This window comes from Rossellomorea oryzaecorticis (assembly GCF_045897515.1).
Classification (GTDB): Bacteria; Bacillota; Bacilli; order Bacillales; family Bacillaceae_B; genus Rossellomorea; species Rossellomorea enclensis.
The window spans coordinates 26,669-43,266 of record NZ_JBJOSA010000028.1 but is presented as its reverse complement, the minus strand read 5'-3'; the positions used below and the strand labels follow the sequence as shown (position 1 = coordinate 43,266).

Sequence of the window (16,598 nt, the reverse complement as noted above, 5' to 3'; positions counted from 1 at the left end):
AATTGATTAAAACGGGAAAACGGATGAACAGAAGGGTTTTAGAAAGCGACTTTTTCAGTGGTCCCTACCTGTCCCCCTGACCCAGTTTAATCTAGTTGTATTAGTATTCCTGTTTTATCGTCGTGTTTTTTTAGGCGCGGGTAGGTGATGCATGCCGGGTCTTGTTGTTCGGCTGTGTGTATTTCGTCCAATAGGGCCTGGACGCCGTGGGTGAAGGCGAATTGTGCGCTTTCTTCCCAGCCATTCTCGGTTTTGTTCATTTTCAGACCGTCTGTCAGTAATAATATGCTTTTTACGTTCATGAGGGGAATGCTGCCGGATTCCAGGAAGCGCAGGGCTTCGGGACTTCCGTCGATAACCCCGTAGCCGCCAATTGTGTTGAGTTTGTTCCGGTTCTTTTTTAACAGCTGGGATATGCTTTCCCGGCAATCGCTCAGCACCTGTTGAAGTTCAGGCGAAGGCAGTGAGTTCAAGGACTGCTCCAATTTAGATTCTTTTTCTGTCAGTAGCTGGTGGAAGGCGGCGATGGATTGAGCATCCAGCCGGTCTAAATGATCAAAGGTCATTTGCCTGATTGTATGGTCAAGATGCTCAATGAAAAGCATGCAGTCTCCGGCAGAAATGAATCGGATGGTTTCGTTGTTACTGATTTGAATTACGGATAATCCGCAGGTGCTTCTTTTGTATTTAGGGATTGCTCCGAGTTCTGTCCCCGTTAATTGCTGAGTTTCTTTATTGAGGTGATGGTTTGCCTCTTCAACTAAGGATAAGAGGGGGCTTGAAGGACTGCTTTCGAATGTTTCTTTAACAATCCTGGACGCTACGTCTCCCGGTAATCCGCCCAAACCTGTTGCGCCGTCAATCACGGCAAACAGGCCGTGATTTTCGTTTATGGCATAAGCATCTTCATTGTTTTTATTTGAACCTTGTTTGTATACATATTTAACGGTGTAGTTCATGTAGTCACTCCTAACGAGATAAGTAGTGAAAGTATAGCGGACCAGCGATTAGAAGCAGTCCTATTAAGAGAATGAATGTCTGGTGCTTCCATGGAAATTTCTTTTGCTGCAGGAGCATCCCGAGGCAAAGGTATCCTACAAGGATGCAGCCTGTCAGAATCATAATCAGGAAGGCAGAATCGAGAAAAGGCTTGTTTCCGATTAAATTGAATGAGCCTATTGTCAAGCTGATGATGGCTACAAAGAAAGCAAGGGATTGCAGGTTATCCTTTTGCATCTTATCCATTGAAATTTTTAATTCACGCTTTGATTCTTCTAATTCAGTTCTTGTTCTGTCTAATTCCGCTAAAATCAATGAAGATGATTCAGCTGCTTCAATTCTGCTGAGATGAGCCTGGTATTCATTCAGCCGGATGGCGTAGTCCGTGCTAGAAGAGTCTTCCTTGTCGATGGCCTTGTGGATGGCTGTTTTGGCTTCCCGGTATTGTTTTAATATCGCAAGCAATCTTCCTTTTGTACAATGGAATTTGGGATATTGATAATCCAGTCTGATAATCTGATCCATCTTTTCCCTGGCATCCTCAACGACTTCTTGTTCGATTTCCAATCCGCGTTCTTCGGCGGTAACAACAGCTTCTACATAGCAGTGAAGAACCCCCACTTGACTAGGAAGGTTTTCTACCGCTTTCCTGCTATAATGAATCGCCAGTTCCATATCCTCAGGCGTATCATATTGTTTGTGAAACAATGACACAATATGGGGATAAAGAAGTTCCCCTTCAAATAATTCTCCGTAATCCCTGATCAAATCTTTATGGGTAGAGTGATTTTTCATTCTTCGGGCATATATACATAAAACAAAAAATACGGAGAACAAAACAGGATTCTCTACATCATTGCGGTCTTCATTTCGTTCTGCACTTCTTTTCAACCAGTCTGATAAAATCGCACACTCATGTTTGGTTAATTTGTTGGATGCATACTGAGCCAAAGCAGTTTCATATTTTCGCAGTTTACGGTTAGGCAGGGTGGAAGCGAATTGAATGAAATCTTCAATTACTTCATGAGATGATAATACGGTCATTGGATTCACCTTATTTACTAGTTAATAATGAATATTTTACCATATGGAAAGGTAGAAAAGTGCACGGCAAAAGAATATTTTGGGACCGTTTCTGCTGCCTCAGGTATAATCCTTTTACATTGAAACTTATTCACTTTAACATGACAGTGAAAACATTTTTACTTTTATATTTGAAAACTAAAAACTGCAGTATTCAAACCAAACCAGAGGAGGACGTTCATATGAAAAAAATTATCAACGAACCGGATACGCTGGTCACGGAAATGTGCAAAGGGATGGCGATTGCCCACCCGGAACTGGAATTTCTGGAAAAGTATAAAATCATGAAGAAAAAGGAATTGGATGAAAACAAAGTGACTTTGATCAGCGGAGGCGGCAGCGGTCATGAGCCGGCACATGCGGGGCTCGTCGGAAAAGGGATGCTCGACGCGGCAGTATGCGGAGACGTATTTGCTTCACCGTCCCAGATTCAGGTTTACCAGGCGATCAAAGCAACGGCGAATGAAATAGGAACCCTGCTGATCATCAAGAATTACAGCGGTGATATCATGAACTTCAAGAATGCCGCCCATATGGCTAAAGAGGATGGCATTCCTGTTGATTATGTGAAGGTCGATGATGACATCGCGGTTGAGGACAGCCTATATACAGTCGGACGCCGAGGTGTTGCCGGAACCGTGCTCGTACATAAGATCGCAGGGGCGGCTGCGGAAGAAGGCAGGGGGCTGAATGAGGTTAAAGCCGTAGCTGAAAAAGCAGCGGCAAACGTGCGGAGTATCGGTATCGCCCTGACTTCGTGTACTGTTCCGGCGAGTGGGTCGCCTACTTTCGAATTGGGTGATGACGAGATTGAATATGGAGTCGGAATCCATGGTGAGCCTGGCATCAAGCGGGGCAAGATGGCGACCGCAGATGAACTGGCGGAGCGGATGGTCGATGACGTGCTTAAAGATTTGAAGGTGGACGAGTCTTCCGAAGTGGCTGTGCTGGTGAACGGCTTTGGCGGGACGCCTCTGCAGGAACTTTACTTATACAACAATGCGGTGGCAAGAATTTTATCTGAAAAAGGGATTCGCATCAACCGTTCATTTGCAGGCAATTATATGACGAGCATCGACATGGACGGGCTTTCCTTGACTGTGATGAAACTGGATGATGAACTGAGAACGCTGTTGTCCAAGGAATCTCAGGCACCTGCGTTCAGGGTGGACGGGCCGGTTCCAGCGGTGGAGTACACGCGTGCGGTTGAAGTTGAAGAGAAAAGACCAGTTTCGTTTGAGGTGGAGACACCGGCAGAGTATGCAGAGATCAAGAACGGTGAAGTAACGTTAGAAAACATGATTTACATGGTGGATAAGATGAGTGAAGTCATCATCGAGAATGAAGTCCCGTTCTGTGAACTGGATTCCCATGCGGGTGACGGCGATTTCGGAATGAGTGTCGCCAAGGGGTTCAGACAGCTGAAACGTGAATGGCACTCGATTCTTGAGCGGGATAATCTGACGATCGGAAGCTTTCTGGATGCATGCTCCATTGTAATCATGGAGTATTGCGGAGGAGCTTCCGGCCCGATATGGGGCTCGGCATTCCGCGCTGCAGGTAAATCAGTCGGCAATCAATCAACGATGACCGTTTCTGACTTTGCGGCCATGCTTCAAGATGCAGTCGAGGGCATCCAGCGTACAGGTGAGCGTTCATTTGGAAGAGGCGCGGAAGTCGGGGACAAGACCCTGGTGGATGCACTTGTGCCGTGTGCGGATGCCTGGACGGAAAGTGCTGAAGCAGGAAGCGACTTTAAGACAGCTTTCGTAAAAGGAGCCGAAGCCGCCGTCTCGGGTGCAGAAAAGACGAAGGATATCGTTGCGCGGATGGGACGTGCGGGAACTGTCGGAGACCGGAGTCTCGGACACCCGGATGCGGGGGCTTATGCTCTGGGAGTTATTTTTACGGAGATTGCCTATAGTTTGAAATGATGATGAGTAGGAGCACGGGTTAGGTCTCGTGCTTCTTTTTTATGTGGGTCGGGGGGACAGGTACGTTGGCTCAATTTCACCAAGGGACCTGGTCCGTGTAGTCGGTGGCTCAATTTTGGTGTTGGGTCATGGAACCTGTCCCCCTGGCTCACTTCATGAACAAACATCCTTCTATAGCTCTTTTTGAATTTATCTAGGATTAAGCTTCTTTGAGTCATTCCATTTTATTGAACGGATCACTCGGATAGAATTCAGGATTTGATGGTAAGATTAATAGAAATAGAAAAAACACGGGGAACAGTATGACTGGTTGTATTCCAGATCCTCTTCCCCGTGCTTTCCGAAATTAAAAATTGATAGACAGCAAGATGAATATAGCTGAAGCGCTGGTGCTGATACATAGTAGATAGATAAGCATGACTGCTTGGACTTGTGAGAGGCCGTAGCTTAGCAGCCTGTGGTGCAGGTGCAGTTTGTCTGCGTGGAAGATAGATCTTCCTTGCCTGATTCTTTTTAAGAAAACAAAAAGAGTATCTAAAATTGGAATAGCCAGTATCAACAAAGGGATGTTGATCGTAATGACCGTGATGGTCTTCATAGCCCCGATAATGGAAATTGCGCCTATCATGAAACCGAATAAAGTGGATCCCGTATCTCCCATGATGATTTTTGCCGGGAAAAAGTTATGAGGGAGATATCCGATTGCAACCCCCAGCATGAGAGCTGAAAGAAGAGCTGAAACCGGCTGATCCATCAGTATGGAAGTGATCAGGAAGGTGAACGAGAAAATCCCGGCCATTCCGCCAGCCAAACCGTCCAGGCCGTCCATGAAATTGATTATATTAATAATAAAGATGATCCACACCATGGTGAACAGTTTCCCAAGAATCGGCGAAAGCTCCATGTATCCCAATACAGGAATGTCGATCTGTGATACATAGTCTCCGAATTGAACAATCAGAAATGCGGCGGCGATTTGAACAAGCAATCTTGGGAATGGAGAAAACTCCTTAGACCTTGTCTTATAGTAGTCGTCTATGAAGCCGATTGTGCTAAGCATTGTGACCGCAGCTAATAACGCGGCGGCTAAGCTTCCAGTTAAAAAATCCATCCAATATAATACCAGAATTCCAATGAGAGTGATGACAGAGAACACAGCTCCAGCCAGCATTGGCAGGGGCTTTTTATGTACTTTTCTTTTATTGGGATTATCGACAAAGTTAATTTTAATGGCGAAAGGGATAATGAATTTAACCCCCATATAAGTAATGAACGAAGTCAGCAGGACGATGGTCAGAGCTAATGTGATCATTTATAGGTTCTCCTTAGAAAAATTAGTACATCTATTAGACTTTAAATTCTGTTCAATAGTTTCATACAGTATATTACAAAAAATAATATATTTCTACATTATGTAAAAAATACCTTTTAATAACTTTTATGTGTGTAGGTTATGAGGGGGAGGGGGGAGAGTCATAGTTCAAAAGAAAAAAGTGGGTCGGGGGGACAGGAACGGTGGCTCAATTTAGAGATTGGGTCACAGGACCTGTCCCCATGGCTCACCACCATATATCACCGATTATTTTGCCTATTCCTCTCATCAGCCAAAATAGGATCCGGAAGGGGAAGAATAATACTTCGGGGATCCAGATTAGAAGCTCAAGCATCAAATCTACAATGGAATAGCGTTCTCCATGATTTCGATTTTTTCTTTTCTCCCTCATTCTCTCTCGGCATTTTTTCATAACGTTCACTTCTTCCTCTCTAATCGAAAGTGCGTTTTGGTTTATAGTTTATACGTATCTTGGTTGAAATTTGTTTCATTTCCATATAATTTTCCAATTCCAGCAACCTGTCCGTTTTTAAACAAACGTTTAATTAAATTTCTAAAACCACGTTTTAGAGCCATCCATCCATTGAAACAAACGTTTAATTAAATAAATTAACAGAATGAGCCACCGTACCTGTCCCCCTGGCTCAAAAAATTTCATATCTTGGTGTCCTTTTTCCTCCTTTCTCTATATCTAGTAAGTGAATACATATAGAAGGGTGGAATTTTTTTATGAAGTCAGGTTGTACGGTAGTGGATCAGGTAGGGGAAATGAAGATCGAGGGGAATCTGGTTCCTCATTTATGGTACAAGAACATCACGTTTGCCAGCGGGAAGGCACACTTTGTGGCGATTACGCTTCTGGCGGATATTTTGTATTGGTATCGTCCTACATTGGTGCGGGATGAGAGCGGAGATGTAATTGGAACACGGACGAAGTTCAAGGGGGATATGCTACAGAAGAGTTACCAGGCATTTGCCGATACATACGGGTTTACGAAGAGACAGGTGAAGGAAGCGGTCGATTTCCTGGTTAACAATCATTTGCTGATCAGGGAGTTCAGGACGATCACGACGTCTAGCGTTGTGTTGAGCAATGTAATGTATGTACAGCCTGTGGCAGGGAACGTGAATAAGGTCATGAGCGGAAAATGCCCTATGAGTGAATTGGTTTCCATTTGCACTGATGATACGTTGGAGCGTACCAGCACCAATGCTTCAGAGGATGACGTGTCCCAACAGGAAGAAGGGGCACCTCCGGCGGGAGAGGGGACGTATACAGAGAGATCTTCAGAGAGATCTTCAGAGAGTTCTTCAGAGAGTTCTTCAGAAATTAAAAACAATCAACAACAAAGCGCGCGTGATTGTGCGGTGACATTTTTTAAGGAAAATGGATTTGGACAGATTGGGTCTTATTTGCAGGAAAAAGTCCAGGCTTGGTGTGAGAAGCTGTCAGGGAGTCTTGTGGTGGAAGCGATGAAGAAGGCTGTCGATCAGAGGAAGCAGTATTGGAGTTATGTGGAGGCGATTTTGAAGAAGTGGGAGTTATCGGGTGTGAAGGATGTGAAAGACGCTGAAGAGAAAGAATCTGATTTTATGAAGCAGAAGGTTGCGGGCAAAGGTAAAGGTCAGGGGCAGAAGAGGAAGCCGGTCCGGACGGAGAAGCTGCCGGATTGGTTTACTGGGGAGCAGTGTGAAGATGTGCAGGTCGGTCAAAGACATGATGAGGAGTTTGAAGCGGAGAAGGCTAAGCTGATGGCGGAGCTTGCGGTCTATCGGGAGCGGGGAGCATGTGTTTCAGTGCAGGCTTGATAGGGATGATGTTTCGATAGGATTTTTCATCTCCTCGAAAGAACATGGCTGGTGGTCTGATTCCAATGTAAAACAGGGATGAAACAAAAATATTTTGATGACGGTGTCATATTGAATCGCCTGCTTGTATATAAAGGGTGAAGGGGGAGAAGAAAATGAAGCAAATGATAACGTCTGACCGTAATTTAGTGGAAGAATCTATTTTTCGTCACGAGGAGGATGTGAGGATTTATTTATGGATCCGCTTGATGTCGAGGGAAGAGGCGGGGAATGAGGGAGATTTTTACTTAGAGAAGGGACAGTACCAGGCATCGATCCGAGAGCTGCAGAAAAGCTTGAAGTATTATGAGGGAAATAAAAAAGAGGAATATTCCCTGTCCCGGATTCAGCGATCCATCAAACGGCTGGTGAAGAATGACTGGATCAGGACTGAGAAGACCGCGCTTGGATTTATTTATACGGTACTGTAATGCATGTTTAAGGCCCGTCCTTTATCGAGCTAAAGGACGGGCCTTGGAACTTCACGCATAATACTGTTTGTTTTCGAGGGTGGTGCGGTCTGGTTTTGCTGCGTTGATCATGAGGAGGATGGCGGTAATGATGTGCATGGTCATACCTACGAAGGGGATCCAGGCAATGCAGGAAGTTATGATGCCGAGTATGCTTCCGATCGGCGATCCGCCATCCTTCAGAGTAAAGATAAGGGTAATGATATGTAAAATGAGCATGATGCCGAGTGGAGCCCATAGATACCCAAGGACAATGGCTGCTCCCAAAATAGGAACTCCCAATACAGCTTCGCAGGCACCGGTCGTCCATTTTAATATTCTTGACGTAGACAATTTAATCACCTCTACTTTAGTAACTATTTCCTATTTGAATTATAGCATATAGGAAGCGGAGTGGGCCGCGGGGAAGGGTCGAGAGGACAGGTTTCGCGACCCGAAAACCAACGGGTCAGCGTACCTGCCCCCGTGTCTTAGTGGAACAACGGGTCAGGTACGGTGGCTTCAGTGTCACCTATTCTTCTGATGCTCATAACAATAAATCTTCCCGCCGAACCGCTTGTTTGACAGGCAATAGTCCTGAACTTTTGCTGAAACAGGCTTGCTGCACATTTCACAGACAACGTCGGGGTTGGTTTCTTCTTTTTTTGTTGGAATGGTAATTAGGCTGATTTTGTGTTCCTCTCTGGTTTTTGGATCGGTGATGTTTGCTCTAGTAATAGTTTGGTAGATACCAGAGATGTCAGTCGCATCCAGCAGAGGTTCTTTGTGTTGAAGTTTCAAGACGGAAACCTTCCTATGAATGAATTCTGACAGCTCTATATCATAGACTATCAGTTCATTAGATGCTATTTTTCTGTAGTCCATGTCGACCTTGAACATACACCTTTTTGTAAAGGAGACGATGGAGATAAAATAGGTGTGGAATTTTTTATCGATCAGGGTTTTCAGTGCTTCGATATGTCCGTAGTTTTGAATGAAAGGATTCATCATCTTGAACTTTCCGTTGATCAGCCACGTTTTCCGCTCCTTGCCGCCATAGATTGTCCCCTGATAATTTTTCGTTTCGATCGAAAAAATCCCATATGGAGTCAAGACAACATGGTCAATTTGTGAATATCCCGATTTAGCCTTGGGGTTTTGAATGAGAAGATCGCTTAAATAGAGGCAATCCTTTGGAAGTTGATCCAGTTGAATATCAATCTTGTATTCTCCGAGTTCACCTTTTCTGGCTGCGATTTCTTCAGCTGGTTTTGTGGGACTGGGAGCTTTTTTCTGTTTTTCTTTTGGGTTGGAGTCTTGTTTTTTCTTTTTGAGAAATTGCAGAAATAATAGCATTGTGGTCTCCTTCGACTCGATGTAGTCGTTCTGTATAGTAGTATCGGTTGGCGGGGGAGAAGGTTTAGGAATTGGGCGAGGTTGGGTCAGGTCGAGGGGACAGGTACGGTGACCCACTTTGTGGAGTGAGCCACCGTACCTGTCCCCCCGACCCACCCGCCCCATCCCGCCCCACGCTCAACCAGCTTACGTCCATCCCGCCGCACTTATGGTACAATCAACTCAACTACTATGCTTTAAAGGAGTGTTTGCATGTTGATCCGATGTACTAAGAAGCTTCTTGATGAGTTGAAGGTCGTTCCGGTTTCTGTAGAGAGTGATGAAGAGGAGAATCCGCTGTTTTCATGGCACGCCAACTATTTGAAGATTGGAAGGCACAAGTTTTTTGTATTTGTTAATGATATGAATCGTTACGCAATCATCCTATATGGGCTGAAAGCGAAGGAAAAGAAGAACATCAATGGGTTGATTGAGAGAGCTATTAGGGAAGTATTTCGGGATGAAGCCATCAAGGATGAGATCATCGATGACTATTTGCAGGCCTCAACTGCTTTCACTTATACAAAAACGAAGGACCGGAAGCTGGTGTCACGGTTGAATAAGGCTTGTGAAATGGTTCATTTCGGTGATAAATTCTGGGATCCGGATGAGATTGTCCAAGTGGCGATGAGCAAATGGATCAGCTCCCTGTTGGTCGGGGACGGGAAGAACAAGTATATACACCCTAATGAAGAGATGTATATGGATCTTGAGGAGTTTGCGGGTCGTCCTATTTTTGAGACGGAGGCACTGGTGTTAAAAGTCACGCTGGAGCTAGGGCAACACTCTGTCTGGAGGAGGCTCACCGTACCTGCAAATAGTACGTTTCCAAAGCTGCATGAAGTCCTTAAGACAGCTTTTTCATGGCATGGCTTACATCTCCATAACTTCGACATCTATGATAAAAGGGAGGATGGCAACTTGCCGAAAGACCGTCCAAGCCTTCACCTAGTCTGCGAGGAATCCGTCCTCTCCAGTGAAAGGGATATTCCGATGCAAATGGAAACCGGTCTAAGGGTAAAGGATTATCTGCCGTCTCAAATCATTTACACCTATGATCTTGGAGATGATTGGCGTCATGTCATTGAGGTGGAGCGCATCATTGACGAATATCGATTCAACTACCCGGTCTGCAACGACGGCGAAGGAAGCGCCCCTCCCGAAGATGTCGGCGGTGAAACAGGATACGAAAATTTCCTTGCGATCATAAACGATCCTTCCCATCCTGATTACCAGTACATGAAAGACTGGGGTAGAATGCAGGGGTATGGGGACTTTGATATTAAGGAAATCAATCGGAAATTGAAGCGGGGGTGAGCCAGGGGGGACAGGTTCCGCGACCCACTTTACCTCTAGAAATGGGTCACCGTACCTGTCCCTCCCGACCCACTATCTCTTCAATTTTGTTTTTGATAAATGATGTATAAACCTCATCGTTCTTGAGGTCGAACATATTCAGGGCTTTTTGAAAATAAGTTAGGGCTTTTTCTAGGTCATCTTGGAGTTCATAGTTGTAGCCGATCTGATAATGAAGTTCCCCGATACCCCACAGGCTTTCTTCATCAAAGCACCACTTAAGCCCTTTCCGGCAATAGGATGTGGACTCTTCATATCTTCCAAGCCGGGTCAGGATCCGGGCCTTGTTGTAATATAGGCGGGTTTTGATCGATTTATTTTGAAGTTGTCCGGTCGTTTTCATGGCTGTCTCCACCCGCTGATAATAGTCCAGGGCAGATTCATGGTGATGAAGTGAGTTATGGATCGTGCCAATGCTTGAAAGGATCTGCATTTCCCTTTCGGACATGGCTTTTTTCTCGTGGGATGTCATACTGTATGCCTGGTGCAGCAGCGACAGTGCCTGATCCGGGTCTTTCCTGACTTCATATGTATAGATCCCTTTATGCCAATAAAGGAGCTGCAGCTTGTCTTTATCTTTATAGAAAAGGGGGTTCTTTTCCTCTGCCTTGACCAGGTCGATCATCTCTTCAAATTTTCTATCGTCGCGAAGGATCTTGAACTGCTTTTCCACTTCCATGATATAATCCAGCCGCGGATTCGTTCCGATTTCAAAGAAATAATTGACGTCCACCCCAAGCTTCAAGGCAATTTGATACAAAGCAGCGGCACTCGGGTAGATATCTCCTTTTTCCATCCTGCTGATAAGTGCCTGCGTACAAATCCCTTCCGCCAAATCCCCCTGTGTAAGTCCGACTACTTTCCTCAATTCTTTCATTTTCTTGCCTATAAGGGAGTAATTCATGGTTTCGCCCCCTCCTTTTAAAATATTGGGTCGGAGGGACAGGTACCGTGACCCGCCTCCAGTAAAAGTTCAGAAGAAGCCATTATCGGCCGACAATGAAATGATTTTTAAAAATCTTCATTGTTTTTCCTGATTCTCCAATATGCTATCCTTTAATTTTTGAATATCTTTATCATACTCATCCATCAGTTTGTCGAATTCGGCGTCTTTCTTCTTGATCTCTTCAGCCAGATCACTTTTTTTGTCCACAGTCCAGCCTCCTCTTTAAGGGTTCATTTCTAGTTCATTATTAATATGCGAAATCTTCTTTTGGAGGAACACGAAATTCTTTTCACTTTGACGAAGCTCGAACATATGAAGGGCACGTTTAAAGTAAGGGAGTGCTTTTTCTAAGTCATTCACAAGTTCAAAGTTATATCCAATTTGATAGTTCAGCTCCCCGATTCCCCAGAGAAGCTCTTCCTGGATGCACCAATTGAGGGCCTTCCTGCAATAGCCGGTTGATTCATTGTAACTGCCGATGCGTGTCAGCACCCTCGAAATATTATAGAACAAGCGTGGCTTGATTGTTTTATCATGTAATTGTTCAGTCGCTTTCAGTGCTGATTCGATTTGAGTATAGTAGTCCATGGCTTTTGCATGTTCATGCAAGGAAGAATGGAATGTGCCTATGCACAATAGGATCTCCATTTCCCTTTCTGTCATAGCTTTTTTCTGGTTTGCGGTCAGGTTATAAGCCTCATCCAATATAGCAAAGGCTGCTCCCTGATCTTTCTCCACTTCAAAAGCATAAATGCCCTTATACCAGTATAGTAACTGTAATTTTTCATTATCTTTATAAAAGAGGGGATTCTTTTCTTCCACTTTTACAAGTTCCCTGATTTCATCAAATTTAAAGTTCACCCTAAGGCGTTTCAGCTGTTTTTCCACTTCTAAAACATAATCGAGCCTCGGAGTGGTGCCGATTTCAAAGAAATAATTCACATCGACACCTAACTTCACCGAGATTTGATACAAAGCAGTGGCACTGGGATAAATGTCACCCTTTTCAATCCTGCTGACAAGCGCCTGCGTGCAGATCCCTTCGGCCAGCTCTCCCTGAGTGAGCCCGACTGCCTTCCTTAGTTCCCTTACCTTCTTCCCGATAGCTGAATAATCCATATTTAATCTCCTTACAGCGTCATATCTTATTTTAGTTTATCAGAAACGGGCCATTTCGTGGGCAATAGGGGGGAGGCGTGCGTTGGGTCAACTTTGGGTCAGGGGGACAGGTACGGTGACCCACTCTTTTGGAAGGGAGCCAGGTACGGTGGCCAACTCCTGGGAAAGGGATATATCTTAAGTCAGGAAATAAGATGAAATGATCGCCATTGAATCTTTTGCTCATGGTATAATGGTAGGGATTGGAAATGCGGAGGCGTTGCAAATCTATCTCCTTCTATTTACTTCTATGATTGTGCGTGTGGGCCATTGTACCTGTCCCCCCGACCCACCCCCGACCAATACGGTCAAATAAAAATTAAGAGGTGATCCGATGACAAGACAAGCCCGGGAAAAAAGCCGGAGCGGTGTGTATCATGTTATGTTGAGAGGAATAAATAAGCAGACCATTTTCGAAGACGATGAAGATAAACGGCGATTTCTTAAAACGTTATTGAAATACAAGGAGGAAATGAATTTCGAAATCTACGGTTATTGTTTGATGGATAACCATGTCCACCTTTTATTAAAGGAGAACGAGTTCCCCGTGTCAGAAATAATCAAGAGAATCAGTGCCAGCTACGTTTACTGGTACAACACTAAATACGAACGGTGCGGACATTTATTTCAAGAAAGATTCAAAAGTGAAACAGTCGAAAACGCTTCAACCTTCCTCAGAGTACTCCGCTACATTCACCAAAACCCTTTAAAAGCAGGTATCGTCACAGACGTTTTCTTCAGCGAATGGACCAGTATCCATGAATACCTTCATAATAATAGTCTCCTCAGTACCTCCGGTGTCCTGCAACTATTTTCAAAAGACAAATCCAACGCTCTACGATTATTTAAAGAATATATGTACCAGACAAACGACCAGGAGCAATTCCTCGAAGAAACGAGGAGCGTACAAAAAACGGACCAGGAAGTTCTTGCGTGCATCAGAGCAACCGGCATAGCAAGTACCAGCATGCTGCAAAAAATGGAGAAAGAACAGCGAAATGCAATCCTTGGGCAGCTTAAACAAATAGAAGGGATATCCGCCCGCCAAATAGCCCGGGTTACGGGGATATCGCGAAGCGTCGTTCAGAGAGTAAAGTGATGGGAGGGGGGTGGTGGATGGGTCGAGGGGACAGGTACCTCGACCCATCTAAAAAAGATTATGGAAATGGGTCAGCGTACCTGTCCCTCCGACCCACACCCGAAGCTCCACCTCTTAAATCTCCGCATCCATTTCTTCCAGCAATTTCAGCATTTCATCATAGTAGCCTCTTTCAAAAATCATGACAGTTTCTACTTTGTTGTAGGGGATATATAAACTGATTCCTAACTTTCTCGAAATGGCCATATCCTCAAGGTCAATCATTTCTTCATCTAACTCAAGTAATAACTTTTTTGCCTTTTTAGCAGGCAACTTCATAAAGTGAATCCCATCTATTACTGGATCCTTGTCGTCTGTCAACTCGATGGAATCACATCTTCCATCTGTCCTGTAATAAACCAGAATCCCGGCTTTTACGTAATGATCTGAGCGCATCTCTTCATCATGTTTCCTGAAACGTTTAGGCTCTTCCTTTAATTGTACTGAAATCTCCTTAGAAGTCATATGTAATTTCAAACTGCTCACCGAAATATAAGGAATAATCTCCATCAAGCATGCCACACCCTTTAAACAAGATTGGTAGTCTATTTTATCATAATTGAGCCGGGGGACAGGTACGGTGACCCATCGGAATTGAAAGGAAAAAGTGGGGCAAGGAACCTGTCTCCCCGACCCACACCACAGATTCTTAAATTACCACAAAGACTTGACAACTCTATAAAGAATTGATAGATTAATAAAGGTCGTCACCAATAACGAAAGAATTTACGGAGGATTAGCTCAGCTGGGAGAGCATCTGCCTTACAAGCAGAGGGTCGGCGGTTCGATCCCGTCATCCTCCACCATGGATTTTTTACGAAGCGACAGCGGAGCATCACTAAGTAAAAGCTAAGCCTAGCTTTATATAGGCAGTTACAATAAGGTGCTTATTTGTTTAGTTAGCAGCCAATCATACGGAGGAATACCCAAGTCCGGCTGAAGGGATCGGTCTTGAAAACCGACAGGGGTGTTAAAGCCCGCGGGGGTTCGAATCCCTCTTCCTCCGCCATATTTATTTTTTCTCATAATCATGGAGGGGTAGCGAAGTGGCTAAACGCGGCGGACTGTAAATCCGCTCCTTCGGGTTCGGCAGTTCGAATCTGCCCCCCTCCATATAGCTTTTTTACGAAGCGTTTGCGGAGTAAAAGAAGCTTACTTAAAATTTACGGAGCGACAGCGGAGTGAAAAGAAGCATCCTTAACCTTTGCACATCGGAAGCGGAGCATACGCTCAGAGCGAACTGCGTAAAATGCACACTTACATCACAGGGGCATAGTTTAACGGTAGAACGAAGGTCTCCAAAACCTTTGGTGTGGGTTCGATTCCTACTGCCCCTGCCAATTTACAAATTTATAAGCGGGTGTAGTTTAATGGTAAAACCTCAGCCTTCCAAGCTGATGTCGTGGGTTCGATTCCCATCACCCGCTCCACTAAGTAATTAAAAGCCAGTTCTTGTGCTGCCTCTAATGCGAGGAAGTAGAAGAATTGGCTTTTTGTGTTTTTAGATTCATTCTGATTTGTATATATTAAACGCTGTTAAGAAGTGAAAAGTTTGTTATTAGAGCCACGGTACCTGTCCCCCCGACCCACCACCACCCCGCCACCAATCCACTCCGCTCACCATTGACTAATCCCCATTTTTGTAAGATAGTTACTATGAATGTAATAGTTTGGGAGTTAATGGTGGACTCCAGCAGGGGAAGTGGATGATGAAGGAATTACAACAGAGGTTATACAAAAGGAATTATTATTTTATTATAGCTGCCATCATCTTATTGATGGTGATGGGTGTAGTAGTTAATAATACAATAAATTTTCGTTATATCATACATGCATTCATGGTCTTGGTGGTTTCACTATGCCTGTTACTGTATCCACGGTATGAGAATGCGTTTATGAGGTATATAACGGTGTTTGCATCGACTGCTTATCTATACGGCTTGTTTTATTTGTATCCAGAAACGTGGTCCGGCTTTGTGTTGTTATGCTTTGTACCTGCGTTGTCCATTTTATTTTTTGATCGCACTCTTTTTTATTTTTCATTAATCACTAATACAGTATTGATAGGATTCACTTTCACTTATATATCCATTTTTGATCAGGGGAAAGCCTATTCGTACGTATACACTGATATGACCGGGAATATAGTGAACTTCCTTGCGACGCAAATCATCCTTTTTTATGTGTTTCATCTGTCGAGTGTCAGGATTCAAAAGCAGCGAATGTACTATGAGCAGGTTCAGCAAGCTGAACGGTTGAAGACGACAGGGCAGATGGCGGCAGCGGTTGCTCATGAAATCAGGAATCCGCTCACTGTGGTGAAGGGTTTTTTACAGTATTATCAGGAGAATCCTGACTTGAATCAGAGCTACAAGCGGAATTTTTCCTTGATGATTGACGAGCTTCATTCAGCTGAACATGTTATTTCTCAATTCCTATCCATAGCCAAACCCGATGAGGAGAAGATGGCATCTTCTGTAGAGATGGACATCATTTTACATGATGTCACGGAATTATTGGTGAGTTACGGGCTGCGCAGCAGTACAAGCATTGAACTGAAGGTGGAGGAAGGATGCATGGTGAAGGCCAATCCGATTGAGTTGAAGCAGCTTTTTATCAACCTTATCAAAAACGCAATCGAAGCCTCTCCTCCTAATGGGGTTATTTCCGTAAAGGTGAAAAAACAAAAAAATGAAGTGAAAATCCTTGTAATCGATGAGGGAAGGGGAATGACAAGGGACGAAGTGGATGCCCTGGGGACACCTTTCTATTCATTGAAAAGCAAGGGCACAGGTCTCGGATTAATGATCTGCTTCAATATTGTAGAAAAATATAATGGGAAGATCCGTTTTGAAAGTTCTCAAGGAGAAGGAACTACAGCTCACGTTACATTTCCCTTGAACACAGAGAAAGGCCCGTCCTTCACCGCTGAAAAGCAGTGAGGGACGGGCCTTCACAA

15 protein-coding genes and 5 tRNA genes are annotated in these 16,598 nt (G+C 44.3%); 11 read left to right on the top strand and 9 right to left on the bottom strand.

Annotated elements, in window-relative coordinates; all coding sequences use genetic code 11:
* Positions 1-86: 86 nt before the first annotated feature.
* Positions 87-959 (bottom strand): hypothetical protein, encoded by an 873-nt coding sequence (locus ACKA06_RS19955; protein WP_411160485.1) that lies wholly within the window; start codon positions 957-959, stop codon positions 87-89.
* Between the two features lie 10 nt (positions 960-969).
* Complete coding sequence (locus ACKA06_RS19950) at positions 970-2,043, bottom strand: tetratricopeptide repeat protein (protein ID WP_411160484.1); 1,074 nt, start codon at positions 2,041-2,043, stop codon at positions 970-972.
* 221 nt (positions 2,044-2,264) lie between these two features.
* Between ACKA06_RS19950 and dhaK the strand changes: the two genes are divergently transcribed.
* The gene (dhaK, locus tag ACKA06_RS19945; protein WP_411160483.1) at positions 2,265-4,016 is read left to right on the top strand and encodes a dihydroxyacetone kinase subunit DhaK; all 1,752 of its coding nucleotides are present in this window, start codon (positions 2,265-2,267) and stop codon (positions 4,014-4,016) included.
* Positions 4,017-4,362: 346 nt separating this feature from the next.
* Here the strand turns inward: dhaK and ACKA06_RS19940 are convergent, their stop codons facing one another.
* Positions 4,363-5,328, bottom strand: a complete 966-nt coding sequence (locus ACKA06_RS19940; RefSeq protein ID WP_411160482.1) for a glycosyltransferase family 4 protein — start codon at positions 5,326-5,328, stop codon at positions 4,363-4,365.
* 750 nt (positions 5,329-6,078) lie between these two features.
* Here ACKA06_RS19940 and ACKA06_RS19935 point away from each other — a divergent pair.
* Positions 6,079-7,158: a DnaD domain-containing protein gene (locus ACKA06_RS19935; protein WP_411160481.1), complete on the top strand. Its 1,080-nt coding sequence runs from the start codon at positions 6,079-6,081 to the stop codon at positions 7,156-7,158.
* 155 nt (positions 7,159-7,313) lie between these two features.
* Entirely contained in the window at positions 7,314-7,628 is a 315-nt protein-coding gene (locus ACKA06_RS19930; RefSeq protein ID WP_411160480.1) for an outer membrane protein assembly factor BamD, read from the top strand.
* A gap of 51 nt (positions 7,629-7,679) precedes the next feature.
* On the opposite strand, the gene ACKA06_RS19925 is transcribed toward ACKA06_RS19930, so the two are convergent.
* Together ACKA06_RS19925 and ACKA06_RS19920 are read right to left on the bottom strand one after the other, a co-directional pair.
* Positions 7,680-8,000: a hypothetical protein gene (locus ACKA06_RS19925; RefSeq protein WP_411160479.1), complete on the bottom strand. Its 321-nt coding sequence runs from the start codon at positions 7,998-8,000 to the stop codon at positions 7,680-7,682.
* A gap of 174 nt (positions 8,001-8,174) precedes the next feature.
* Positions 8,175-9,002, bottom strand: coding sequence for a nuclease-related domain-containing protein (locus ACKA06_RS19920; protein ID WP_411160478.1), 828 nt, complete (start codon positions 9,000-9,002; stop codon positions 8,175-8,177).
* A gap of 252 nt (positions 9,003-9,254) precedes the next feature.
* On the opposite strand from ACKA06_RS19920, the gene ACKA06_RS19915 reads away from it, so the two are divergent.
* Positions 9,255-10,358 carry a plasmid pRiA4b ORF-3 family protein gene (locus ACKA06_RS19915; RefSeq protein ID WP_411160477.1) on the top strand — a complete coding sequence of 368 codons (1,104 nt, stop codon included), beginning with the start codon at positions 9,255-9,257 and terminating at the stop codon, positions 10,356-10,358.
* 46 nt (positions 10,359-10,404) lie between these two features.
* Here ACKA06_RS19915 and ACKA06_RS19910 read toward each other — a convergent pair whose 3' ends face one another.
* The 3 genes from ACKA06_RS19910 to ACKA06_RS19900 form a co-directional block, all read right to left on the bottom strand.
* Positions 10,405-11,301: a helix-turn-helix domain-containing protein gene (locus tag ACKA06_RS19910; RefSeq protein WP_411160476.1), complete on the bottom strand. Its 897-nt coding sequence runs from the start codon at positions 11,299-11,301 to the stop codon at positions 10,405-10,407.
* Between the two features lie 117 nt (positions 11,302-11,418).
* Positions 11,419-11,550, bottom strand: a complete 132-nt coding sequence (locus tag ACKA06_RS19905) for a hypothetical protein (protein WP_411160475.1) — start codon at positions 11,548-11,550, stop codon at positions 11,419-11,421.
* A 15-nt stretch (positions 11,551-11,565) separates the two neighbouring features.
* Positions 11,566-12,462 (bottom strand): helix-turn-helix domain-containing protein, encoded by an 897-nt coding sequence (locus ACKA06_RS19900; RefSeq protein WP_411160474.1) that lies wholly within the window; start codon positions 12,460-12,462, stop codon positions 11,566-11,568.
* Positions 12,463-12,835: 373 nt separating this feature from the next.
* Between ACKA06_RS19900 and ACKA06_RS19895 the strand changes: the two genes are divergently transcribed.
* On the top strand, positions 12,836-13,600 hold the full coding sequence (locus ACKA06_RS19895) for a transposase (protein ID WP_411160473.1): 765 nt from the start codon (positions 12,836-12,838) through the stop codon (positions 13,598-13,600).
* Positions 13,601-13,714: 114 nt separating this feature from the next.
* On the opposite strand, the gene ACKA06_RS19890 is transcribed toward ACKA06_RS19895, so the two are convergent.
* On the bottom strand, positions 13,715-14,152 hold the full coding sequence (locus ACKA06_RS19890; protein WP_411160472.1) for a hypothetical protein: 438 nt from the start codon (positions 14,150-14,152) through the stop codon (positions 13,715-13,717).
* Positions 14,153-14,369: 217 nt separating this feature from the next.
* On the opposite strand from ACKA06_RS19890, the gene ACKA06_RS19885 reads away from it, so the two are divergent.
* The 6 genes from ACKA06_RS19885 (at position 14,370) to ACKA06_RS19860 (ending at position 16,581) form a co-directional block, all read left to right on the top strand.
* A tRNA-Val gene (locus ACKA06_RS19885) sits at positions 14,370-14,445 on the top strand.
* Positions 14,446-14,555: 110 nt separating this feature from the next.
* Positions 14,556-14,648: transfer RNA gene (locus tag ACKA06_RS19880), tRNA-Ser, on the top strand.
* A 23-nt stretch (positions 14,649-14,671) separates the two neighbouring features.
* Positions 14,672-14,752 (top strand) — tRNA-Tyr (locus ACKA06_RS19875).
* Between the two features lie 153 nt (positions 14,753-14,905).
* A tRNA-Trp gene (locus ACKA06_RS19870) sits at positions 14,906-14,979 on the top strand.
* Between the two features lie 16 nt (positions 14,980-14,995).
* A tRNA-Gly gene (locus ACKA06_RS19865) sits at positions 14,996-15,069 on the top strand.
* A 279-nt stretch (positions 15,070-15,348) separates the two neighbouring features.
* Positions 15,349-16,581, top strand: a complete 1,233-nt coding sequence (locus ACKA06_RS19860) for an ATP-binding protein (RefSeq protein WP_411160471.1) — start codon at positions 15,349-15,351, stop codon at positions 16,579-16,581.
* Positions 16,582-16,598: the final 17 nt, after the last annotated feature.